This is a genomic window from Rhodoferax sediminis, from assembly GCF_006970865.1.
In the GTDB taxonomy this organism is placed as follows: Bacteria; Pseudomonadota; Gammaproteobacteria; order Burkholderiales; family Burkholderiaceae_C; genus Rhodoferax_A; species Rhodoferax_A sediminis.
The window spans coordinates 2,949,933-2,971,253 of the sequence record NZ_CP035503.1; the positions used below are offsets into that span (position 1 = coordinate 2,949,933).

22 protein-coding genes and 1 pseudogene are annotated in these 21,321 nt (G+C 66.2%); 17 read left to right on the forward strand and 6 right to left on the reverse strand.

Features of this window, described 5'->3' with window-relative positions; genetic code table 11:
• The first annotated feature begins 56 nt into the window (after positions 1 to 56).
• The 6 genes from ybiB to EUB48_RS14275 all read left to right on the forward strand — a co-directional run bounded on the left by ybiB (position 57) and on the right by EUB48_RS14275 (position 4,587).
• Positions 57 to 962: a DNA-binding protein YbiB gene (gene ybiB / locus EUB48_RS14250; protein ID WP_142819746.1), complete on the forward strand. Its 906-nt coding sequence runs from the start codon at positions 57 to 59 to the stop codon at positions 960 to 962.
• Entirely contained in the window at positions 959 to 1,783 is an 825-nt protein-coding gene (gene cobA, locus EUB48_RS14255; protein WP_142819748.1) for a uroporphyrinogen-III C-methyltransferase, read from the forward strand. The genes ybiB and cobA overlap by 4 nt, the downstream gene beginning before the upstream one ends.
• 278 nt (positions 1,784 to 2,061) lie before the next feature.
• Entirely contained in the window at positions 2,062 to 2,391 is a 330-nt protein-coding gene (locus tag EUB48_RS14260) for a hypothetical protein (protein ID WP_142819750.1), read from the forward strand.
• A 64-nt stretch (positions 2,392 to 2,455) separates the two neighbouring features.
• A complete protein-coding gene (locus tag EUB48_RS14265; protein WP_142819752.1) occupies positions 2,456 to 3,676 on the forward strand; it encodes a BaiN/RdsA family NAD(P)/FAD-dependent oxidoreductase in 1,221 nt (406 codons plus the stop codon).
• Positions 3,677 to 3,806: 130 nt separating this feature from the next.
• Positions 3,807 to 4,019 (forward strand): 30S ribosomal protein S21, encoded by a 213-nt coding sequence (gene rpsU, locus EUB48_RS14270; RefSeq protein WP_077561342.1) that lies wholly within the window; start codon positions 3,807 to 3,809, stop codon positions 4,017 to 4,019.
• 121 nt (positions 4,020 to 4,140) lie between these two features.
• A complete protein-coding gene (locus EUB48_RS14275) occupies positions 4,141 to 4,587 on the forward strand; it encodes a GatB/YqeY domain-containing protein (protein WP_142819754.1) in 447 nt (148 codons plus the stop codon).
• Between the two features lie 16 nt (positions 4,588 to 4,603).
• Here EUB48_RS14275 and pmbA read toward each other — a convergent pair whose 3' ends face one another.
• Entirely contained in the window at positions 4,604 to 6,004 is a 1,401-nt protein-coding gene (pmbA, locus tag EUB48_RS14280; protein WP_142819756.1) for a metalloprotease PmbA, read from the reverse strand.
• Between the two features lie 64 nt (positions 6,005 to 6,068).
• Between pmbA and yjgA the strand changes: the two genes are divergently transcribed.
• Positions 6,069 to 6,704: a ribosome biogenesis factor YjgA gene (yjgA, locus tag EUB48_RS14285; RefSeq protein WP_142819758.1), complete on the forward strand. Its 636-nt coding sequence runs from the start codon at positions 6,069 to 6,071 to the stop codon at positions 6,702 to 6,704.
• On the forward strand, positions 6,701 to 7,309 hold the full coding sequence (mog, locus tag EUB48_RS14290) for a molybdopterin adenylyltransferase (protein WP_142819760.1): 609 nt from the start codon (positions 6,701 to 6,703) through the stop codon (positions 7,307 to 7,309). Before yjgA ends, mog begins: the two co-directional genes overlap by 4 nt.
• Before the next feature lie 40 nt (positions 7,310 to 7,349).
• On the opposite strand, the gene cysE is transcribed toward mog, so the two are convergent.
• Entirely contained in the window at positions 7,350 to 8,123 is a 774-nt protein-coding gene (gene cysE / locus EUB48_RS14295) for a serine O-acetyltransferase (protein WP_142819762.1), read from the reverse strand.
• Between the two features lie 9 nt (positions 8,124 to 8,132).
• Positions 8,133 to 8,966: an RNA methyltransferase gene (locus EUB48_RS14300; RefSeq protein ID WP_142819764.1), complete on the reverse strand. Its 834-nt coding sequence runs from the start codon at positions 8,964 to 8,966 to the stop codon at positions 8,133 to 8,135.
• Between the two features lie 140 nt (positions 8,967 to 9,106).
• On the opposite strand from EUB48_RS14300, the gene EUB48_RS14305 reads away from it, so the two are divergent.
• The 3 genes from EUB48_RS14305 (at position 9,107) to EUB48_RS14315 (ending at position 12,988) form a co-directional block, all read left to right on the forward strand.
• The gene (locus EUB48_RS14305) at positions 9,107 to 9,667 is read left to right on the forward strand and encodes an acyloxyacyl hydrolase (RefSeq protein ID WP_142819766.1); all 561 of its coding nucleotides are present in this window, start codon (positions 9,107 to 9,109) and stop codon (positions 9,665 to 9,667) included.
• A 123-nt stretch (positions 9,668 to 9,790) separates the two neighbouring features.
• Positions 9,791 to 10,714 (forward strand): inositol monophosphatase family protein, encoded by a 924-nt coding sequence (locus EUB48_RS14310; RefSeq protein ID WP_142819768.1) that lies wholly within the window; start codon positions 9,791 to 9,793, stop codon positions 10,712 to 10,714.
• Positions 10,715 to 10,744: 30 nt separating this feature from the next.
• Positions 10,745 to 12,988: an FUSC family protein gene (locus tag EUB48_RS14315; protein ID WP_338052396.1), complete on the forward strand. Its 2,244-nt coding sequence runs from the start codon at positions 10,745 to 10,747 to the stop codon at positions 12,986 to 12,988.
• 7 nt (positions 12,989 to 12,995) lie between these two features.
• Here EUB48_RS14315 and EUB48_RS14320 read toward each other — a convergent pair whose 3' ends face one another.
• Complete coding sequence (locus EUB48_RS14320) at positions 12,996 to 14,159, reverse strand: YncE family protein (protein WP_142819772.1); 1,164 nt, start codon at positions 14,157 to 14,159, stop codon at positions 12,996 to 12,998.
• 58 nt (positions 14,160 to 14,217) lie between these two features.
• Positions 14,218 to 15,033, reverse strand: coding sequence for a creatininase family protein (locus EUB48_RS14325; RefSeq protein WP_142819774.1), 816 nt, complete (start codon positions 15,031 to 15,033; stop codon positions 14,218 to 14,220).
• A gap of 152 nt (positions 15,034 to 15,185) precedes the next feature.
• Here EUB48_RS14325 and EUB48_RS14330 point away from each other — a divergent pair, with 152 nt between their 5' ends.
• Together EUB48_RS14330 and EUB48_RS14335 are read left to right on the forward strand one after the other, a co-directional pair.
• Positions 15,186 to 15,539 carry a hypothetical protein gene (locus EUB48_RS14330; RefSeq protein ID WP_210411637.1) on the forward strand — a complete coding sequence of 118 codons (354 nt, stop codon included), beginning with the start codon at positions 15,186 to 15,188 and terminating at the stop codon, positions 15,537 to 15,539.
• Positions 15,540 to 15,544: 5 nt separating this feature from the next.
• Positions 15,545 to 15,952 (forward strand): hypothetical protein, encoded by a 408-nt coding sequence (locus tag EUB48_RS14335; RefSeq protein WP_142819776.1) that lies wholly within the window; start codon positions 15,545 to 15,547, stop codon positions 15,950 to 15,952.
• 29 nt (positions 15,953 to 15,981) lie between these two features.
• Here EUB48_RS14335 and EUB48_RS14340 read toward each other — a convergent pair whose 3' ends face one another.
• Positions 15,982 to 16,641, reverse strand: coding sequence for an aspartate carbamoyltransferase (locus EUB48_RS14340; RefSeq protein ID WP_244618204.1), 660 nt, complete (start codon positions 16,639 to 16,641; stop codon positions 15,982 to 15,984).
• A 126-nt stretch (positions 16,642 to 16,767) separates the two neighbouring features.
• On the opposite strand from EUB48_RS14340, the gene EUB48_RS14345 reads away from it, so the two are divergent.
• From EUB48_RS14345 to mutS, 4 genes and pseudogenes are all read left to right on the forward strand, one after another.
• Positions 16,768 to 17,091: an ArsR/SmtB family transcription factor gene (locus EUB48_RS14345; RefSeq protein WP_142819778.1), complete on the forward strand. Its 324-nt coding sequence runs from the start codon at positions 16,768 to 16,770 to the stop codon at positions 17,089 to 17,091.
• Positions 17,085 to 17,330 (forward strand): annotated as a pseudogene (locus EUB48_RS14350) (arsenate reductase/protein-tyrosine-phosphatase family protein); the annotation flags it as partial. The gene EUB48_RS14345 and the pseudogene EUB48_RS14350, both read left to right, overlap by 7 nt.
• 64 nt (positions 17,331 to 17,394) lie before the next feature.
• Positions 17,395 to 18,477, forward strand: a complete 1,083-nt coding sequence (gene arsB / locus EUB48_RS14355; RefSeq protein WP_210411638.1) for an ACR3 family arsenite efflux transporter — start codon at positions 17,395 to 17,397, stop codon at positions 18,475 to 18,477.
• A gap of 237 nt (positions 18,478 to 18,714) precedes the next feature.
• Entirely contained in the window at positions 18,715 to 21,300 is a 2,586-nt protein-coding gene (mutS, locus tag EUB48_RS14360) for a DNA mismatch repair protein MutS (RefSeq protein ID WP_142819780.1), read from the forward strand.
• Positions 21,301 to 21,321: the final 21 nt, after the last annotated feature.

Here is a 21,321-nt window from a genome sequence, read left to right on the forward strand (position 1 = left end):
GCGGCAGATATCAGCTCATAACCAAAAGTCATCAGGCATCAAAGACAATCGGGGTCATGGCAATCAGTCACTACCTCAGGGAAATCGGCCGCGGCAAGGACGGCGCGCGCGCGCTCAGCCGCGAGCAGGCCGCCGATTTGTTCGGCCAGGTGCTCGACGGCGCGGTGACCGACCTGGAAGTGGGCGGCTTCTGCCTGGCCATGCGCATCAAGGGCGAGACGCCCGCCGAGATGGCGGGTTTTCTCGACGCGGCCCATGCACGCCTGCACAAACTGCCGGCGACGGATAAGCCGATGGTGGTGCTGCCCAGCTACAACGGCGCGCGCAAGCTGCCGCTGCTGACGCCGCTGCTGGCGCTGCTGCTGGCGCGCGAGGGGCTGCCGGTGCTGGTGCACGGCACGGCCACCGAAAACACCCGGGTCTATACATCAGAAGTGCTCGAAGCCCTTGACATACGCGCGCAGACAGCTATCAAACCCGTAGCACCCGGCGAAGTGGCCTTTGTCCCCACGAAACTGCTCTGCGCCGGCTTGCAGCGCCTGCTCGATGTGCGCCGCGCGGTCGGCCTGCGCAACCCGGCGCACAGCCTGGTCAAGCTGATGAACCCCTGCGCCGGCCCCAGCCTGGTCGTGGGCAGCTACACCCACCCCGAATACGCCACCTCGATGGCGGCGGTGTTCGAGCTGGTGCAGGCCAATGCCCTGCTGCTGCGCGGCACCGAGGGCGAGGGCGTCGCCGACCCGCGCCGCATGCCGCAGATGACGGGCTTCGTGGCCGGCCGGCGCGTGCTGCTGGAGGAAGCCCAAAGCGGCCCCTTGAGCGCGCTGCCCGATCTGCCCAAGGCGATCGATGCCGCCAGCACCGCCGCCTATATCCGGGCCGTCATGGCGGGCAAGCAGGCGGTGCCGGCGCCGATCGCGCGGCAGGTGGAACACATCTTGCGTCTGGTCTCCCCACCATGAATTCACTCAAAAACAGCGCCGGCGGCACGGGACAGGTCACGCTGGTGGGCGCCGGCCCCGGCGACCCGGAACTGCTCACGCTCAAGGCCGTGAAAGCCATCGCGGCCGCCACCGTGCTGCTGGTCGACGACCTGGTTGGCGACGGCATCGTGGCCTACGCGTCGCCGCAGGCGCGCATCGTGTTTGTCGGCAAGCGCGGCGGCTGCAAGTCCACGCCGCAGGCCTTCATTGAAAAGCTCATGATCATGGCCGCGCGCGAAGGCGAAACCGTGGTCCGGCTCAAGGGCGGCGACCCGTTCATCTTCGGGCGCGGCGGCGAGGAGGTGGAGCACCTGCAGGCCGCCGGCATCCAGGTGGAGGTGGTCAACGGCATCACCGCCGGGCTGGCCGCCGTCACCTCGCTGGGCGCGCCGCTGACGCACCGCGAGCATGCGCATGGCGTGGTGTTCATCACCGGTCACGCCCCCGTGGGGGGCACGGGCGACGGCGCCGACTGGCGCGCCCTGGCCGCCACCGCACACAGTGCAAAGCTGACGCTGGTGATCTACATGGGCGTGCGCGGCGCACAGCGCATCCAGCAGGACCTGCTGACCGGGCTGCCAACCGGCACGCCGGTGGCCGTGATCCAGAACGCCAGCCTGCCGACCCAGCGCCACATCAGCACCACGCTGGGCGAGCTGTCCGCCGCCATCGAGCGCGAACACATGGCCAGCCCTTCGGTGATCGTGGTGGGCGACGTAACGCGCGCCATCGCCACGATGCCGCAGGCGCACACCGGCGACGTTGCACCGCGTGCCTCGCGACGGCCCCGGGCCGCCTGACCGGCGCACGTTTTCGGGTGTTTTTTCGGGCGTTGCTTGTCGTTACTTGTATTGATGTGAACTATTGCCAAAGGCGCCCGAACAGGCGGGCGTTGCCTTGAATTTGGGAAAACGGCGAGCTAGAAATCGCCATGGCACGCCGCGCAACCACCCGATGCGCAGTGCGTAACGCCACCCACAGGAGTTACTACATTGTTGGTCCCGCCGCGCGGCCGTCGTCGCGAAAAGGCGGTCCACCGAACCAGATTTTGCTGACTTTTGCCTGAAGGAGAAACTTCATGCACACCCGGAAAAAAGCAAGACGTGGCAGGCACACCGTGCCCGGCCACAAACGCACCCTCCCCGTTGAATGGCAACTGACGCTGTGGCTGGGCGTCGTCGCGCTCGCGCTCGGCCTGTTTGCGCTGACACCGGCAATCAATGACGAAACCGGCCAGCCTGCACTCGCGGGATTGACCCATAGCCAAGGGTCGGGCGGCAGCGGCATTCTCCCCGCCTCATACCCATCGGCGCAGGCGCAGCGGGACACCACCGTGGCGAACTGCGCCGGCCTGCGAACGGGATCCGCGACCCCTTCGGCGGCGTCTCGCGCGAACATGGCCCGCTGATCGCCCCCCGCGTGCGCTATATTTCGTCGCCCTTGCCAAAGTCCGGCAAGCGTTAAGGGGCCGTTTGACTCATTCATTTGACACCGTGATCATCGGCGCGGGTGCTGCCGGCCTGTTCTGCGCCGGCGTCGCGGGGCAGCTCGGGCTCAAGGTCCTGCTGCTCGACCACAGCGAGAAGGTGGCCGAGAAGATCCGCATCTCGGGCGGCGGGCGCGCCAATTTCACGAATCGCGACGTGACCCCGGCCAACTTCTCGGGCGAGAACCCGCATTTTTGCCGCTCAGCCCTGGCGCGCTACACGCCGCGCGACTTCACCGCGCTCATGGAGCGCTACCGCATCCCGTTCCACGAGAAGCACAAGGGCCAGCTGTTTTGCGACCACTCGGCCGAAGACCTGATCCAGATGCTGCTGGCCGAGTGCGCGGCCGGCGGCGTGCAGCGCTGGCAGCCTTGCAGCATCAAAAGCATCCGCAGCCCAGGTGCAGCGGGCGCCTCATGCTATGAACTCGATAGCGACCGGGGCATCATCGCGGCCCGTTCCATCGTGGTGGCCACGGGTGGACTGTCCATCCCGAAAATCGGCGCGACCGATTTTGCCTACCGCGTGGCACGCCAGTTCGGCCTGCGCGTGGTGCAGCCGCGCCCCGCCCTGGTGCCATTGACCTTCGACGGCGCCGGCTGGGCGCCCTATGCGCAACTGGCCGGGCTGTCGCTGCCGGTGCAGATTTCGACCGGCAGCAAGAAGGCTCAGACCACCTTCCTCGAAGACCTGCTGTTCACGCATCGCGGCCTGTCCGGCCCGGCGGTGCTGCAAATCTCCAGCTACTGGGCCGCGGGTGCCCCGATCCGGCTCAACCTGGCGCCCGGGCACGACGTGGCGCAAGCGCTGACGCGGGCCAAGACCAGCTCGCGCAAGCGCATTGCCAATGAACTGGCCGCCCTGGTGCCGTCGCGGCTGGCCGAGGCCTGGGTACAGCAGGACAGCCGCTGGCAGCGCCCGGTGAGCGACGCCCCGGACAAGGCATTGATGCTGCTGGCCGAACGTCTCGCGCGCTGGGAACTCACGCCCACCGGCACCGAAGGCTACAAGAAGGCCGAGGTCACGGCGGGCGGCGTGGACACCCGCGACCTGTCGTCCCAGACCATGGAATCGAAGCAGCCGGGCCTGTATTTCATTGGCGAGGCGGTCGATGTGACGGGCTGGCTCGGCGGTTACAACTTTCAATGGGCCTGGGCCAGCGCTTTTGCCTGCGCGCAGGCACTTGCAAACGGAAAAACACTATAATTGCAGGCTTTGCTGGCAAACCCCCGTCGGCCTGATCCACATTGAGACGGGGAACACCGCTGGACACGCACCCCGGGGCCTGATCTTCCCTGAAGTAGCGTTTCGGCAAATTTTTGGAAACCATTACCTAATGACCGCCATCCGTCTGAAAGAAAACGAGCCGTTCGACGTGGCCCTGCGCCGCTTCAAGCGCACCATCGAAAAACTCGGCCTGCTGACCGAACTGCGCGCGCGCGAGTTCTATGAAAAGCCCACCGCCGAGCGCAAGCGCAAGAAGGCCGCCGCGGTCAAGCGCAACTACAAGCGCATCCGTTCGATGCAGTTGCCCAAGAAGCTGTACTGATTCGACTTCCCGCCTGATTGCCCGCGCGGCAATCGACCAGAAGAAAGACAAGCTCGCCCGGGGACGCTCTGGCGGGCTTTTGCTTTTGGGCCGCACAAACACCCTTTTCCCGGAGAACACGATGTCACTCAAAGACCAGATCACCGAAGACATGAAAACCGCCATGCGCGCCAGGGACAGCGAGCGCCTGGGCACCATTCGCCTGCTGCTGGCCGCCATCAAGCAAAAAGAGGTGGACGAGCGCGTGGTGGTCGATGACGTGGCCGTGATCGCGATCGTGGACAAGCTCATCAAGCAGCGCAAGGATTCGATTGCCGCCTACACCCAGGCCGGCCGCATGGATCTGGCCGACAAGGAAGCGTCCGAGACAACCGTGCTGCAGGCCTACCTGCCCGCGCGCCTGAGCGCCGACGAGGTGACGGCCGAGGTGAAAGCGATCGTTGCCGAGCTCGGCGCCAAGGGTCCCGGCGATATGGGCAAGGTGATGGGCGCCGTCAAAACGAAACTGGCCGGCAAGGCCGACATGGGCCAGGTCAGCGCCGCGGTGAAGGCCGCGCTGGCGGGCTGACGCTTGAGGCCGGCACTCAGCTGCCCGCCACCTTCATCCGGTTCACCAATACCGAGCCCACGGTCTTGGCGCCGTGGTTGTAGGCGTCGGCACCGACCGCCTCGATGCCCATCAGCATGTCCCTGAGGTTGCCGGCGATGGTGATCTCCTCCACCGGGTAGGCGATGCGCCCCTTTTCCACCCAGAAGCCGCTGGCGCCGCGCGAGTAGTCGCCCGTCACGTAGTTCACGCCCTGCCCCATCAGCTCGATCACGAACAGGCCGGTGCCGAGTTTTTGCAGCATGGCGTCCAGGTCGTCCTGCGGGCGCGTCAGGCGCGACGTCAAGGTCAGGTTGTGCGAGCCGCCGGCGTTGCCGGTGGTCTTCATGCCCAGCTTGCGCGCCGAATAAGTGCTCAGAAAATAGCCTTCGAGGCGCCCTGCATCGACCACCTTGCGCGCCCTGACCTGCACGCCTTCATCGTCGAACGGCGAACTGCCCTTGCCGCGCTTGACGAACGGGTCCTCCAGAACGTCGATGTGTTTCGGCATCACCGGCTTGCCCAGCGAGTCCAGCAAAAACGTGCTCTTGCGGTACAGCGCGCCACCGCTGACCGCCTGCACCAGGCCGCCCAGCAGTCCCGCTGCCAGCGGCGACTCGAACAGCACGGGGCACTCGGTGGTGGCGATCTTGCGCGACTTCAGGCGGCTCAGCGCCCGCTCGGCGGCATAGCGGCCGACCGCCTCGGGCGACGCCAGCTCGGCGGCAGCGCGCATCGAGCTGTACCAGGCGTCGCGCTGCATGTCCTGCTTTTTGCCGGGCGACGAGGCGATGGGCGCGACCGACAGGCTGTGGCGCGAGCTGGCATACCCGCCGCGGAAACCGTGCGTGTGGGCGCTGAAAAAATGCGACTGCTGCGCCGACACGCTCGCGCCTTCGCTGTTGGTGATGCGCCGGTCGGTCTGCAGGGCGGCAGCTTCGCATTGCATCGCCAGTGCGGCGGCCTGCTCGCTGGTGATGGCCCAGGGGTGGAACAGGTCCAGATCCGGCTGCACCGTGGCGATGTCCTCTGCGTCCGGCAGCCCGGCCATCGGATCTTCGGCCGTGAAGCGCGCAATGTCATAGGCCGCCTGCACGGTCTGCTCGATCGCCGCTCTGGAAAAATCGGAGGTGCTGGCGTTGCCGCGGCGGTTGCCGACATAGACCGTCACGCCCAGCGACTTGTCGCGGTTGCGCTCCACGTTTTCCAGCTCGCCCTTGCGCACCGACACGCTCAGGCCGCAGCCCTCGGACGCCTCCGCGCCGGCATCGGTGGCGCCCAGCTTTTTGGCGTGCGCCAGGGCGCTGTCCACCAGGTCTTCGAAAAACGGGCGGCTGTAACTGAAGCCGCTGTCGATGCGCGCGGGGCTGGCGCTGGCAGCTTGGGATGGTTTTTTCATATCGACGGCTATGATACTTGCCGCAGTGGCCCCGGGGGCCGCCGCCCCTCCTGATCACCCTACCATGTCACGCAAACCCACCAAAGGCTACTTCGTCCACGGCAAATTCGTTGCCGAGGGCAGCGAGCTCGACCTCGAACTCAAGCGCGAGCTCAAGGGCACCGACGCGCTGAGCAAGACCGATCTCAAACGCGAGAGCACCGAACTGCAAAAACTCGGCGAAGACCTGCTGACCTTGCGCGCCGACCTGTTGGAGCGGCTGGACCTGTCGGAGAAACTGGCTGATGCGGTGCAGGAGGCCAAGCGCATCAGCAACTTCGAGGGCAGGCGGCGCCAGATGCAGTTCATCGGCAAGCTGATGCGGCTGTTGCCGCCCGAGACGCTGGTCGCCATCCGCGCCGCGCTCGAGGAGCAGCACAGCGGCTCGGCCCAGGAAACGCTCAATTTGCACCTGGCCGAACAATGGCGCGACGCGCTGATTGCCGACGAAGACGCGCTGGGCCGCTGGCTCGCCGACTTTGCGCAAACCGACACCCAGCAGTTGCGCGCGCTGATCCGCCAGGCGCGCAAGGACGCCAGGCCGGGCAAGCCCGGCGAGGCGCCGCGCCATGGCCGCGCCTACCGCGATATCTTCCAGCTGGTGCGGGAGCAGCTCGCCAACAAGGAGGCCGGCGCCGCGCCGGCAGCACAGACACCATGAACACGCCACAAGCCACTGCGCTCGACGCCGTCAGAATCGGCATCGTCTCGGTCAGCGACCGCGCCTCCAGCGGGGTCTACGAAGACAAGGGCCTGCCCGCACTCAAGGAGTGGCTGACGCGCGCGCTGAAGAACTCCATCCAATTCGAGGCCCGGCTGATCCCCGACGAACAGGCCGCGATCAGCGCTGCGCTGATCGAACTGGTGGATGCCGGCTGCGCGCTGGTGCTGACCACCGGCGGTACCGGCCCGGCCCCGCGCGACGTCACGCCCGAGGCCACGCTGGCGGTGGCGCACAAGCCCATGCCCGGCTTTGGCGAGCAGATGCGCCAGATCAGCCTGCGCTTCGTGCCGACGGCCATCCTGTCGCGCCAGTGCGCCGTCATTCGTGACCAAAGCCTGATCATCAACCTGCCGGGCCAGCCGAAATCGATCCAGGAAACGCTGGAAGGATTGAGAAGCGCCACGGGCGAATCCATCGTGCCGGGGATTTTTGCGGCCGTGCCGTACTGCGTGGACCTGATTGGCGGCCCGTACCTGGAAACAAACGACGAAGTGTGCAAGGCATTCCGGCCCAAGAGCGCGATGCGCCCCGCGCGGCCATAGCCGGAATCGGGTCCGCGGCGCTGCAACCGCGCCGGGCAGCCTACTTGCCGACCAACTGGTTCAGCTTCTCGGCCTCGAAGGCTTCGCTGCGCGTTGCGTCGACCGGCACGCAATCACGGGTCGGCCGGGCGCTGGAGAGCGTCTCCACGGCCTGCCACAACAGCGCGATCTGGTGCTCGTGCGAGGAGGCGCTGTCGATCAGCCCCTTCATCGCCTGGCTCAGCGGATCGTCTTCCTGCGTGATGCCGTAGGCCGAGAATTTGTGCCTCGGGGCCGCCACATCGGCGCTCTCGCCCGCCTTGGACAGCAGGATCCGCGCCGGAATGCCCACCGCTGTGGCGCCCGCCGGCACCGGCTTGATCACCACCGCGTTGCTGCCGATCTTGGCGCCGTCGCCCACCACGAAGCCGCCCAGCACCTTGGCACCCGCGCTCACCACCACGTCGCGCCCCAGCGTCGGATGGCGCTTCACGCCCTTGTAGAGCGAGGTGCCGCCGAGCGTGACGCCCTGGTAGATGGTGCAGCCGTCGCCGATCTCGGCAGTCTCGCCGATCACCACGCCCATGGCATGGTCGAAGAACACGCGCTCGCCGATTTTGGCGCCGGGGTGGATTTCAATGCCGGTCAGGCCACGCGCAATGTGCGACAGAAAACGCCCCAGCCATTTGAAGCCATGCTCCCAGCACCAGTGCGCGCGGCGGTGAAACACCAGCGCGTGCAGCCCCGGATAGCAGGTCAGCACCTCCCAGCTGCTGCGGGCGGCCGGGTCGCGGTCAAGAATGCATTGAATGTCGGAACGTAGGCGCGAAAACATCCGAGGAGTCTAGCGTCTCGCCGGTATTTCTGCCGGCTGCGGCGCCTCACCAGCCGCGTCAGTACTGGCTTTAGCGCGCGCTGCCACCTGCGCCACCGCCTTGGCGATGCCGCGCAGGATATGGATTTCCTCCACGGTGATGTGCGCACGATTCACGAGCTGGTTGAGCCGCGGCACGAGTTTTTTGGGCGCTTCGGGGTCCAGGAAATCGATATCGACGAGCGTGCGCTCCCAATGCTCAAGCATGCCGCCGACCTGACGCGCATCGGCATACGCCGGTGCCGCGGCCCGGTCCTGCACCGCAAAGCCGCCCAGCGCCAGCCGCCATTCGTAGGCAATCACCTGGATCGCCGCGCCGAGGTTCAGTGAACCGAACGACGGATTCGTCGGAATGCTCAGGCAGGCGTGGCAGCGGTACACGTCCTCGTTGCGCATGCCGAAGCGCTCGGAGCCGAAGAGGAACGCCACGCCCTGCTCCGGATTCACAGTCTTATCGAGCCGGAGTCCTTGCACAGTCTGCGCATCACGCTCTTCTTTCGATAGCATCTCGAAATGCTCGCGCGGCGCCACCGTGGGCGGCCCGAAGTCGCGTGGCGTCATCGCGGTGGCGCACAGGTGCGTCATGCCCTGCAGCGCCTCGTCCAGCGTGGGCACGATGCGTGCGTTCTTCAGCACGTCGAGCGCCCCGCTGGCGCGCTGGATGGTCTCTTCGCGGCGCAGCACATTGGCCCAGCGCGGCGCGACCAGCACCAGGTCGTCGAAGCCCATCACCTTCATGGCGCGGGCCGCAGCCCCGACATTGCCGGCGTGGCTGGTATTGATCAGAATGAAACGGGTCTTCATGGACACCGAGAAAATAGCATCAGGATAAGCCGAATAACCACAGGATCCGCCATTGTCGCCGCACGGACCGCGAGCAGCGCGCTGTGAATGATTGCAGAATCATGGCGCGCCGCCAGGAAAAAACATTGAGGGAGGTCACCATGGGTCGTCTTGCTGTCTTCAGGTTTCTCATGCTCGGCGCCGCACTGATGCTGGCGACGGGCGCGCGCGCGCAGGTCACGCCCGCACCGCTCTCCGCGCCCGACCGCGGCGGCATCATGGTGCAACTGGCCGGGGGTCCCGATGCACTGCGCACCACGCTGGGCTGGGAGACGCCGGTGCTATGGACCCATCGGTCAGCGGACGGCCCCGGCCGGATCGAGCTGACCGGCGAGTTCGGCCTGTCGTACTGGGATGCCAGGCAGGGGCGCCAGCCTGCCAGCCTGTGGCAACTCAGCGCCATTCCGATGCTGCGCTGGTGGCCCGGCGACGGGCGCTTCTTCGTCGAAGGCGGGATCGGCCCTACGCTGGTCAGCCGCACTCAATTTGCCGACAAGGCCATCAGCACGGCGTTCCAGTTCGGCGACCACCTGGGCGTGGGTTATCAGTTCACGCCAGCCGTGCGTGCCAGCCTGCGCCTCGCGCACTTCTCCAACGCCGACATCAAGCAGCCCAACCCCGGATTCACCTTGCTGCAATTGAGCCTGACCTGCCTGTACTGAAGCGCGGCGCGCCGACAGGTAAAATCACCCCCTTGCCGCTGCCCGCATCGCCGGGCAGATTTGTTTTGCTCTTCAACCCGTTGGGGACGGCGCCAAAGGCCTGTCCCGCAAGGTTCAAAATTTATGTCGCCCAATCTGCACCCCATGCTCAACGTGGCCATCAAGGCCGCCCGCGCCGCCGGCGCCATCATCAACCGCGCCGCGCTCGATGTGGAAGCCATCCGCATTTCGCAAAAACAGGTCAACGATTTCGTCACCGAAGTCGATCACGCGAGCGAACAGGCCATCATCGAAACCCTGCTCACCGCCTATCCGGGCCATGGCATCCTGGCCGAGGAGTCGGGCAGCGAGCACGGCGCGAAGGATTCGGAATTCGTCTGGGTCATCGACCCGCTGGACGGCACCACCAACTTCATCCACGGCTTTCCGGTGTATTGCGTGAGCATCGCATTGACCGCGCGCGGCAAGGTCGAGCAGGCCGTCGTGTACGACCCCAGCCGCAACGACCTGTTCACCGCCACGCGCGGCCGCGGCGCCTACATGAATGACCGGCGCCTGCGCGTGTCCAAGCGCACACGGCTGCAGGAATCCCTGATCTCCACCGGCTTCCCGTTCCGCCCGGGCGACAACTTCAAGAACTACCTGGCCATGATGGCCGATTTGATGCCGCGCACCGCCGGCCTGCGCCGCCCCGGCGCCGCCGCCCTGGACCTGGCTTATGTGGCGGCCGGCTTTACCGACGGTTTTTTCGAAGCCGGCCTGCAGCCCTGGGACGTGGCGGCGGGCTCGCTGTTGGTGACCGAGGCCGGCGGCCTGGTCGGCAACCTCACGGGCGAGGCCGACTTCATGGGCCAGAAGGAATGCCTGGCGGCGAATCCGAAGATCTACGGCCAGCTGGTACCGCTTTTGGCGAAGTACAGCAAGTTTGCCAGCGCCGGCGAAAAAGCCGCGCTGCGCCAGACGCTCACGGTGCCAGGGGCCACGTCGCCCGCAGCCCCGGCACCGGCGCCCGCCCGGCCCGAGGGTGCCGATTCTGCGGCGCCCTGACGCGCCAGTCCGGTAAAGTGTGCTGCGCACATGATGAACCGGAACCCGCCTGACCTGACCCTCCCCTCCTCGCTGGCCGCCCGGCTGCGCGCTGCAATGCACCGGGTGCTGCGCGTCGTGCTGAGCCAGTACGTGACCAACGGCCTGGCGGTATCGGTGGGCCTGCTGGTGATTTTGCTGGCCGTGTTCGCGCTGGCCGGCGTGGTCGCGGTCTCCAGCGCCGCGGTCGGCGTCCTGATCACCAGCCTGCCCGATGTCGCGGCGCCGCGCCGGCGCAAGCTGACGCAGATACTGCCCGCCCCGCTGCTGGGTGCGCCGCTGTTCGTGCTGGTGCAGCTGGTGCACCAGGACCCCGTGCAACTCGGGCTGGTGCTGGTGGCCGGCACGTTTCTGTCCGTCATGCTGATGGCCTGGGGCAAGCGCGGCGGCCCCATCACGTTCTCGATGCTGTTCTCGATGCTGTTCGCCATGGCGGCGCCGCCGCCGTCGTCGCTCGAACAAATCGCCATGAACACCGGCTGGTACGGGGTCGGCGCAGTTCTGTATCTGATCTGGGCGGTGCTCACCACCCATGTGCTGAACCAGCTCTTTCGCACCCAGTTGCTGGCCGAATGCCTGGTCACGTTCGCACAGATCCTGCGCACCCAGGCCCGGCGCCTGGGGCCTGAGCCCGATCACGAAGCGCTGCTGGCCATCATGCTGGGGCAGCAGATCACGCTGGCGGACTACCTGCAAAACACCCGCGACGTGGTGCTGGAGTCGCCCACCACACCGAAGCGCCAGCGGCTGGCCGCCATGCTGCTCGCCCTGCTCGAGGCGCGCGACCACCAGCTCGCCTGCAACCTGGACCTGGACTTTTTGCTGACCCACCATGCCAGTGCCACGGCCCCCACGCTGCCGCTGCTGCAGACGGCCCTGAACACCAGCGCCGCCGAGCTCGAGCAGCTGGCGCTGGACCTGCTGCTGGGCCGCGCCCGCAACGCGATCGTCCCGGTGCCCGACCTGCGCGAGCGGCTGCACGGCGCACTGCCGCCGCAAACCCGCGCGGGCCCGCAGCCGTTCCCCCTGAATACCGGCGAGCCCGACTCCGCCGCCCTGTTGCACAGCATGGCCAACCGCATCGGCCACATCCACGACGAAACCGCCCGCATGGTCGCCCTGGCGCGCGGCGACGTGCGCCCCGAACTGGCCGACGTGCGCACGCAGTGGCAGCTGTTCGTGAGTGCCACCACCTGGTCGTGGCAGCCACTGCTGGGGCAGTTGAGCTGGCGCGCTCCGATGCTGCGCTACGCCCTGCGCGCCACGCTCGCGGTCGGCGCCGGCTACCTGGTCTCCCTGCATTTGCCGTGGGCAGGGCACGGGTACTGGGTCCTTTTCTCCATCGTGGTGGTGATGCGCGGCAACCTGGCGCAAACGGTGCAGCGGCGCAACGCGCGCGTAGCCGGCACCGTGCTCGGCTGCCTGCTGGTCATGGCGCTGCTGGCGACCCGCCCCGGCGGCTTCACCATCTTGCTGGTGGTGGCGCTGAGCCAGGGGTTGGCCCACGCCTTTGCACTGCGCCGCTACCTCTACACCACGGTCGCGGCGACACTCGGAGCCCTGCTCATGGTGCACCTGCTGGTCACCGGCCTGGAGCCCGCCCTGGCGATGGGCGAACGCCTGGCCGACACCCTGCTCGGCGCCTCCATCGCCTGGCTGTTCAGCTACATATTGCCGCACTGGGAGCGCAACCAGATTCCCGCCCTGGTGCAGCGGAGCGTGAAAGCCCAGCGCCAGCATGCCCTGCTGGCGTTGGCGCTGCTGGACAAGGAGCGCAAGTCCGACCTGCCCTGGCGGCTGGCGCGCCGCGAAGTCTACGACAGCCTGTCGGCCGTGACGCTGGCGATCCAGCGCACGATGGCCGAGCCGCGCCAGGTGCGCCCGCCGCTGGAGCCGCTCGAGACGCTGCAGGCGCGCAGCTACCAGTTGCTGGCCCAGCTCACGGCCATCAAATCACTGTTGCTGCGCCACGCCCAGCTCAACCTGGAGCAGGCCACTCCGGCACTGCAACAGGCGTCTTTGCGGATTCAGCAAGAGCTGGCCGGCAGCGGCGCCGGGACCGACGCCGGCCATGCCGGGGCAGACCCCGCGCCGGTCGTGGCGGGCCAGCCGTTCCAGCCGCGGCCCGACCCGCTGGTGGCCGCCGACCTCACACCCTGGCTCTTACGGCGCCTGGCGCTGGCCTGCGCCATGGCGCGCGAATTGCGGCTGGCCGCGGACCGGGTCAAGGTATAGGGGCCGGTCAGCGCATATTGCCGGTGTGGCCCAGCGAGTAGCGCCCGGGCTGCGGCCAGACGGTCAGGCCGTGCGGCTCCATGCCGACCTTGATCGACCTGACCGCGCCCGTCGTGGTGTCGATGGCATACACCACATCGTCGAAGCGGCCGGACAGCCACAGCATCTTGCCGTCCGCGCTGACGTTGCCCATGTCGGGGCTGCCGCCACCCGGAATCGGCCAGGTCGTGAGAACCTTGCGCGTGGCGAAGTCGATCACCGAGACGCTGCCCTTGCCGCGGCGCGCTCCGTGAATGCGGTTGGTGCCGCGATTCGAGACATACAGCTTCGTGCCGTCGCGGCTCGGGTACAGCCCGTGCGTGCCGACGCCGGTCTTGATGAAGCCCACCTTCGTGAAGCTGTCGCCATCGACCACATAGACGCCGTCGGCCATCATGTCGGCCACGTAGAACACCCGGCCGTCGGGTGAGCTGCGGATGTCCTGCGGCATGCCCTTCTTGTCGAGTTCAAGATAGCCCACGACCTTGCGGTTCACCAGATCGATCTTCGCCAGCTTGCCGCCGAATTCACAGGTGAACAGCGCGAACTTGCCGTCGATCGAAAAATCGGCGTGGTTGATCCCCTTGCACTGCGGCACGCTCAGGCTCGAATTCAGCGCCATCGTGTGCGCATCGCGAAAATCCAGCCGCGCATAGGCTTCCGCCACCACGATGGCCTCCTTGCCGTCCGGCGTGAAATACATGTTGTAGGGGTCGTCCACACTGACCGGTTTGCCGGGCTTGCCGGTCTTCGGGTCGATCGGCGTCAGGCTGCCGTCGGGCCGGCCTTCGGCATTGTTGGCAACCCACAGGATCTGCAGGTCCCATGAGGGAACGACGTGCTGCGGGCTGAAACCCACACGGAATTTATCGACCACCTTGAACGTCGCCGGATCGATCACATAGACGTCGTTCGAGCGCACATTGGGCACATACACCCGAGGCAGCGCCCCCGCTACTGCGGCGCTGAGGCGGCCGGCGCCCACTTCGCTGTACAGGTTGTCCGGGTTCACCACGGGCGGCATGCCGGGCACCGTGACGACCGGCGCGGCGGCGGCAGCGACGCCGGCGGCACACAGCCCCGCCAGCGCAAGCGCAGCCAAGCGGGACAAGGGGCGAGAAAGCAGGGTCATGGTGGATTCCGTTTGAAAGTAAAGGAGTTGATGAAAGGAAAGCGTGCAGGCCGGCGCATCAGCGCGCTGCCGTGTCTTTTTTCAGGGCAGCCACGGTGCGCGAGACGATCGCGTCCACACCCAACTGGCCAAGTTCGGCCGACGCGCGGCGCGGATCGCCGCCGTACACGCCGTCGGCAGTGCCGGGCTTGGGCGCGCTGCGCAACTGCTGCAGCCGCACCATCTGGGGCGCAACCGCGAGCTGCAGCGAGGTGTCGGCCAGCGCCGCGTGCGTGCCGATCTCGTCATCGCGCACACCGTGCTGGCGCAGGATCTGCGCATAACCGTCGGAACTGGCGGCGTAATACTCCGGCGGCACAAAGGCCCGTGCCGGCGAGCCGGCCCAGGCCTTGTTCAGGCGCACCACCACGCGCCGGATGTCGCTTTGATAGCCGCCGTGGTCGCCCAGGAAAACGATGTCCCTGAAGCCATGGACCTTCAGGCTGTTCGCTGCCGATTCCAGCGTCTTCTCGAACGCGTCGTCCGGCACCGTCAGGGTGCCGGGAAACTTCATGTGGGAAGTGGGCGGCGCATAGCCCCCCTCCGGCACATAGGCGATGACGGGCGCAACGAGCGCATTGCCCAGCGCCTGCGCGATACGCTGCGACAGCACCTTCACGCGCGCGTTGTGCTTGCCCAGTGCGACGTAGGGGCCGCTTTGTTCGGTCCCGCCGATCGGAATAATCGCCGTCGTCTTGCCCGCCGCCAACGCGTCGCGCAGCTCGGTCCAGGTCACGTCTTCCAGGAACACGCTCGCGGGTCCTTGCGCCAGGGCGGCCTGCGCGGCGATGAGCAAAATGGCGCACGACAATGCGCGCCGCAGACACAGGGGCATGAAATTTCCTTGGTTCCTTGGGTTAATCAGGCCGCCAGCATAAACCAAGCGGCATGGCCAACCTGACGGCCAAAGACGCTGAAAGACAGGCCGGGCTATGCTTCATACTGTCAGCCGCCGTTCGACTGCACCCATTGCCCCCTGGAGACGCCATGATCCGCCTGCCCGTAGTCACCCTGTTTGTCGCCCTGCTGTCGGGGTCTTTTTTCCTGACGCCCGTCGCCGGGGCGGTCGAAGGTTCGGTCACGATCACGTCGCCGAAGGATGGCGCAAAGCTCGATGTGATGAACCAGAACCAGCTCGTATACGACGTGGTGCCCGGGCCCCGGGGCGATCATGTCCATGTTTACGTGGACGACAAGGAGGTGGGGATCCTGCGCCAGCTCAGGGGCAGCTATACCCTGGAGTCCCTGTCCGCCGGCAAGCACGCCATCTGCATCAAGGTGGCCAACAAGGCCCACACGCCCATTGGCCTGCAGCGCTGCATCAACGTCAGCGTCGAGTAGCCGGCTTGGACCTGCAGAACCTCGCCTACGCGCTGACCCAGGTCGCCCACAACTTTGGCGCCGTGACCGTGGTCGCCGTGCCGCTCTACGTCGTCAGCGCTGGCCGACCCGAGCGCGAGCGGCGTGTGCTCTGGCTGGTGCTGTCGGGCTGGGCCGTACAGATTGCCAGCGGCGCGCTGTTCGGGTTCGTCAGCTTCTATTCCTACGGCCAGTTGCCCGACATCCACGGCATCGCGGTGGCGGCGCTAATCGTCAAGGTGCTGTGCGCACTGGCGGCGATTGCAGGGATCATCGTATTGCTGCGCTCGCGCGCTGTGCGGATTGATCATCGCGCCGCCCTGATCTGGCGCATGCTGGCGGCATTGGGCATGACCGCACTGGCGGCAGCCGCGTTTCTGCGCTGGTTCTCATAAGCGCAGGTGCAGCAAATGCCCGCTTTGCTTCACTTCATGTGCCGGTGGAGGGCGTGCCCCTGCATGGCGTCTTTGCCGTGGTCGGAAAGCTGGGCGTCAAACCACTGGTGCAGCGCGGCCACCAGGGTTGCATCTGCCGTCTTATAGGTGAGTTGCCCACCCCCTTTGACGTCTTTGTAGTCAATGGCGATTTGTCCAGGCTTGGCGGCTTTGAGATCGGACAGCCCCGGCATGTCCTGGCCATGGATGTGCGTGGGCCCCGAGAAGTCGCCTTTCAGGAACTGCTCGCGAATCTCTCGCAGGTGCTGGCGCGCAAGCTTCACTTGGGCTGTGTCCGTGGACTTCCTGGCCAGCACCTGCTGCGTCCCGCCTTCGGCTGTCTTGGTGAATATGTGGGTCGTGGCGGCCAGGTCGAACGGCATCACGTCCTTGCCACGCTCGGAGACCTCTGTTTGCCGCTGCGCGTCGGCCGTCATTTTCATGTGGGCCGCGTGGTCCATTTTCGAGGGGTCCATGGCCGGGCGATCCATGGTCTGGGCATTGATGCTTCCGGCAAGTGCCGACAGCGCACAGGAAGCGATGAGAATTTTGAGCACGATCTTTCTCCGATGTTGGTTGCTGGCCCCGCCTTTGCCGGTGAAGAACAAATACCTGGTTGGGGCGTCGAGAAGAGTGAAACGGGATGGCATGGGTCTCCTGGTTCCGGTTGTTGTCGCAAAGCCTGGCCCTGACCGTTTGCCAAATCACTTTCGAGGGTTTCAGTAAGACACCAAGAGCACTTTAGAATTATTCCATTATCGTTGTACAGTTGCATCATGAAAGAAACAGATGTTGTCCGCTCCCTCGCTGCCTTGGCCCAGGAAGTGCGCCTGCGAGTCTTCCGCGCGCTGGTCGTGGCAGGCAATGACGGCCTCACGCCGGGAGTCTTGTCCGAACAGCTGGAGGTCGCGCCCAACACGCTGTCCTTCCACCTCAAAGAACTCGTCCACTCGGGGCTCATCAGCCAGGAGCGGCAAGGGCGCAACCTGATCTATCGCGCATCGTTCGCCACCATGAACGAACTGCTGAGCTGCCTCACCGAAAACTGCTGCCAGGGAGCCGCTTGCCTGAGCCCTGCGGCGACGGCCTGCGACTGCTAACCCTACGCCAAGGAGAACCCTTGAACGTCCTGTTCCTTTGCACGCACAGCTCCGTGCGCAGCATGCTGGCCGAAGCCCCGCTCAACGCCATGGGCCATGGCCGCTTCCATGCCTATTCTGCTGGCGGCAGCCCGCGCGAGAACCGGAAGCCCCATCCGCTGGGCTTGCAGGTTTTGCAAAAGGCCGGCATTTCCATCGAAGGGCTTCGCAGCAAGAGCTGGGATGAATTTGCGACGCCCGACGAGGAAAAGCCCGAAAAGGCCGTGGTGCAAACGACTGCCCGTGAACTCCCAAAGGACTGACATGAGCGTCCCAGGCGGAACAACTGCCGGGCAGGCGGCAGGCGCGCCCATGAGCGTGTTCGAGCGCTATCTGACGGTGTGGGTTTTTCTCTGCATCGTCGCAGGCATCGCGCTGGGGCAATTTTCCCCCCGTGTTTTTCAAGCGATCGGACGCATGGAGATCGCGCAGGTCAACCTGCCGGTGGGCCTGCTGATCTGGGTGATGATCATCCCGATGCTGGTCAAGGTGGACTTCTCCGCACTGGGCGACGTGCGCAGGCACGTCAAGGGCATCGGCGTGACGCTCTTTGTGAACTGGCTGGTCAAGCCGTTCTCGATGGCATTTCTCGGCTGGCTCTTCATCCGCCACTGGTTCGCTCCGCTTCTGCCCCCAGACCAGTTGGACAGCTACATCGCAGGACTGATCCTGCTGGCCGCCGCGCCATGCACCGCTATGGTGTTCGTGTGGAGCCGTCTTACTGGCGGCGATCCGCTCTTCACGCTCTCGCAAGTTGCGCTCAACGACAGCATCATGGTGATTGCCTTCGCGCCGCTGGTAGCGTTTCTGCTGGGCCTGTCCGCCATCACGGTGCCCTGGGACACGCTGCTGACCTCGGTAGTCCTCTACATCGTGATTCCGGTGATCCTGGCGCAATGGCTGCGCAAGGCGCTTCTGGCCAAAGGGCAAAGCGCTTTTGACGCGGCCATGGCCACGATGGGGCCGTGGTCGATCACAGCCTTGCTGGCCACGCTGGTTTTACTGTTTGCCTTCCAGGGCGAAGCCATCCTGAAGCAGCCGCTGGTGATAGCGCTGCTGGCCGTGCCCATCCTGATCCAGGTGTTCTTCAACTCGGCGCTGGCCTATTGGCTGAACCGCGCAGTGGGTGAAAAACACAACATTGCCTGCCCCTCGGCCTTGATCGGCGCCTCCAACTTCTTCGAATTGGCCGTGGCCGCCGCCATCAGCCTGTTTGGCTTCAGCTCGGGCGCTGCGTTGGCAACTGTGGTTGGCGTGCTGATCGAAGTGCCCGCCATGCTGCTGGTGGTGAGCATCGTCAACAACAGCAAGAGCTGGTATGAGCGTTCGCAGGGCGCGCCTGCCTGAGCGCGGCACCCCGCGCGGCGACAATAGCGCCGGCAATGACCTGACGGTCGCAGCACGCCAACTTCGCCGAACTGTGCAAGTCTCGGCGGACAAGCCGCTTGCCCGACAATGTCGGCAGTTCGTCAGCACCCGTCAACAAACGCTTTTTCTGAATTGAGCTGACCACTTAAATTATTGATGTCAAAAGAGAATTTTTCAAACGCGACGCTTGAATCGGCATTTTCAGGCCATACGCCGATGATGCAGCAATATCTCGGCATCAAGGCGGACTTCCCCGACACCCTGGTTTTCTACCGCATGGGGGACTTCTACGAGGTGTTTTTCGGCGACGCCGAAAAGGCCGCGCGGCTGCTCGACATCACGCTGACGCGGCGCGGCCAGTCGGCCGGCGAGCCGGTGGTGATGGCGGGTGTGCCGTTCCACGCCATGGAGAGCTACCTCGCGCGGCTCATCCAGCGCGGCGAATCGGTGGCGATTTGCGAGCAGGTCGGCGAGGTCACGGGCAAGGGCCCGGTCGAGCGCAAGGTGGTGCGCGTGGTCACCCCCGGCACGCTGACCGACAGCGAACTGCTGAGCGACAAGACCGAGTCGATTCTGCTGGCGCTGCACCAGGGCGCGCGCAACACCTGCGGCCTGGCCTGGCTCAGCGTGACGCAGGGCGAGCTGCACCTGGCGCAATGCGCCCCCGACGAGGTCGATGCCTGGGTTGCGCGCATCGCCCCGAGCGAGCTGCTGTTCAGCGCCGACGTGACGGCCGGCTTCGAGCAAAAACTCAAGGCCCTGCGCCAAAGCTCGGCGAACGGGTCCGCCCTGTCGCTGACGCGGCGCCCCGAGTGGCAGTTCGATTCGGCGCTCGGCCAGCGCAAGCTGCAGGAGCAGCTTCAGGTCGCCAGCCTGGCCGCGTGGGATGCCGCGGCGCTGGCGCAGGCCCATGCGGCGGCCGGCGCGCTGCTGGGCTACTGCGAGCACACACAGGGGCGTGCGCTCTCGCATGTGCAAAGCCTCAAGGTCGAGCGCGACGACGACACCGTGGATCTGCCGCTGTCCACCCGGCGCAACCTGGAACTCACGCAAACGCTGCGCGGCGAGACGTCCCCCACGCTGTTCTCGCTGCTCGACAGCTGCATGACCGGCATGGGCAGCCGCCTGCTGAAAAACTGGCTGCTGGAGCCGCGGCGCGACCGCGTCGAGGCGCGCCAGCGTCTCGACGCCATCACGGCCCTGCGCGGCAGCGACGGCGCCGGCCCCTGGCAGCGGCTGCGCGAGCAGCTCAAGGGCACCAGCGATGTCGAGCGCATCACGGCCCGCATTGCGCTGCGCCAGGTGCGTCCGCGTGAACTCGTGGCGCTGCAGCTGGCGCTACAAAAATCAGAGCTACTGGTGCCCGTCTGCTCTGGTCTAGCGGCACTTTTGACTCAAATCTCGCAGCAGGCGCAGCCGCCCGAGGGCTGCGCCGCACTGCTCGCCCGCGCCATTGCCGAGGAGCCGGCCGCGCTGGTGCGCGACGGCGGCGTGATCGCCACGGGTTTCGATGCCGAGCTCGACGAACTGCGCGCCATCCAGGACAACTGCGACGCGTTTTTGCTCGACCTGGAGTCGCGCGAGAAGGCCCGCACCGGCATCGCGAATCTGCGCGTGCAGTTCAACAAGGTGCACGGCTTCTACATCGAGGTCACGCAGGGCCAGGCGGCCAAGGTGCCCGATGACTACCGCCGTCGCCAGACGCTGAAGAACGCCGAGCGCTTCATTACGCCCGAACTCAAGGCCTTCGAAGACAAAGCACTCTCCGCGCAAGACCGCGCGCTGGCGCGCGAAAAATGGCTGTATGAACAGGTGCTGGACCAGTTGCAGCCGCACATCGCCGCCTTAAGCCAGCTGGCACGCGCACTGGCCGCGCTGGATGCGCTGTGCGCGCTGGCCGAACGCTCGCTCACGCTGGGCTGGTGCGCGCCGGTGTTCGCGCGCGAACCCTGCATCGAGATCCAGGGCGGGCGCCATCCGGTGGTGGAGGCGCGCCTGGCCGAGACCAGTGGCGGCAGCTTCATCGCCAACGACACGCACCTGGGGCTGAAGGCACGCATGCAGGTCATCACCGGCCCGAACATGGGCGGCAAGTCCACCTACATGCGCCAGGTCGCGATCATCGTGCTGCTCGCCGCCATGGGCAGCTACGTGCCGGCGCAGGCCTGCCGGCTCGGGCCCATCGACGCCATCCACACCCGCATCGGCGCGGCCGACGACCTGGCCAACGCGCAATCGACCTTCATGCTGGAGATGCTGGAGGCCGCGCACATCCTGCATGCGGCCACACCGCATTCGCTGGTGCTGATGGACGAGATCGGCCGCGGCACCTCGACCTTCGACGGGCTCGCGCTGGCCAGCGGCATCGCCGCGCACCTGCACGACAAGACGCAGGCCTTCACGCTGTTTGCCACGCACTACTTCGAGCTCACCGAATTCCCGGCCAAACACCATGCGGCCGTCAATGTGCACGTGAGCGCTGCCGAGTCGGGCGCCGACATCGTGTTCCTGCACGAGATCCAGGCCGGCCCGGCCAGCAAGAGCTACGGCATCCAGGTCGCCAAACTGGCGGGCATGCCCGCTGCCGTGCTGAACCACGCGCGCGCCGCGCTCGCCGCGCTGACGGCGCAGCAAACCGAGAGTCGCGCCCAGGTGGATTTGTTTGCCGCGCCGATTGCTACCGAAATGGTAGTACCCAGCCCTTTGGAGACGGCGGTTACAGCGCTGAATCCCGATGCATTGAGCCCGCGCGAGGCGCTCGACGCGCTGTACCAACTCAAGAAAATCAATGCCGCCCAATAACGCCAGGCCCGCCGCACCCGC

Bases quoted from the DNA above. Each gene is read 5' to 3' on its own strand.
- ybiB (WP_142819746.1), top strand. From the start codon at position 57: ATGGCAATCAGTCACTACCTCAGGGAAATCGGCCGCGGCAAGGACGGC.
- cobA (WP_142819748.1), top strand. From the start codon at position 959: ATGAATTCACTCAAAAACAGCGCCGGCGGCACGGGACAGGTCACGCTG.
- EUB48_RS14260 (WP_142819750.1), top strand. From the start codon at position 2,062: ATGCACACCCGGAAAAAAGCAAGACGTGGCAGGCACACCGTGCCCGGC.
- rpsU (WP_077561342.1), top strand. From the start codon at position 3,807: ATGACCGCCATCCGTCTGAAAGAAAACGAGCCGTTCGACGTGGCCCTG.
- EUB48_RS14275 (WP_142819754.1), top strand. From the start codon at position 4,141: ATGTCACTCAAAGACCAGATCACCGAAGACATGAAAACCGCCATGCGC.
- pmbA (WP_142819756.1), bottom strand. From the start codon at position 6,004: ATGAAAAAACCATCCCAAGCTGCCAGCGCCAGCCCCGCGCGCATCGAC.
- yjgA (WP_142819758.1), top strand. From the start codon at position 6,069: ATGTCACGCAAACCCACCAAAGGCTACTTCGTCCACGGCAAATTCGTT.
- mog (WP_142819760.1), top strand. From the start codon at position 6,701: ATGAACACGCCACAAGCCACTGCGCTCGACGCCGTCAGAATCGGCATC.
- cysE (WP_142819762.1), bottom strand. From the start codon at position 8,123: ATGTTTTCGCGCCTACGTTCCGACATTCAATGCATTCTTGACCGCGAC.
- EUB48_RS14300 (WP_142819764.1), bottom strand. From the start codon at position 8,966: ATGAAGACCCGTTTCATTCTGATCAATACCAGCCACGCCGGCAATGTC.
- EUB48_RS14305 (WP_142819766.1), top strand. From the start codon at position 9,107: ATGGGTCGTCTTGCTGTCTTCAGGTTTCTCATGCTCGGCGCCGCACTG.
- EUB48_RS14310 (WP_142819768.1), top strand. From the start codon at position 9,791: ATGTCGCCCAATCTGCACCCCATGCTCAACGTGGCCATCAAGGCCGCC.
- EUB48_RS14315 (WP_338052396.1), top strand. From the start codon at position 10,745: ATGATGAACCGGAACCCGCCTGACCTGACCCTCCCCTCCTCGCTGGCC.
- EUB48_RS14320 (WP_142819772.1), bottom strand. From the start codon at position 14,159: ATGACCCTGCTTTCTCGCCCCTTGTCCCGCTTGGCTGCGCTTGCGCTG.
- EUB48_RS14325 (WP_142819774.1), bottom strand. From the start codon at position 15,033: ATGCCCCTGTGTCTGCGGCGCGCATTGTCGTGCGCCATTTTGCTCATC.
- EUB48_RS14330 (WP_210411637.1), top strand. From the start codon at position 15,186: ATGATCCGCCTGCCCGTAGTCACCCTGTTTGTCGCCCTGCTGTCGGGG.
- EUB48_RS14340 (WP_244618204.1), bottom strand. From the start codon at position 16,641: ATGCCATCCCGTTTCACTCTTCTCGACGCCCCAACCAGGTATTTGTTC.
- EUB48_RS14345 (WP_142819778.1), top strand. From the start codon at position 16,768: ATGAAAGAAACAGATGTTGTCCGCTCCCTCGCTGCCTTGGCCCAGGAA.
- arsB (WP_210411638.1), top strand. From the start codon at position 17,395: ATGAGCGTCCCAGGCGGAACAACTGCCGGGCAGGCGGCAGGCGCGCCC.
- mutS (WP_142819780.1), top strand. From the start codon at position 18,715: ATGATGCAGCAATATCTCGGCATCAAGGCGGACTTCCCCGACACCCTG.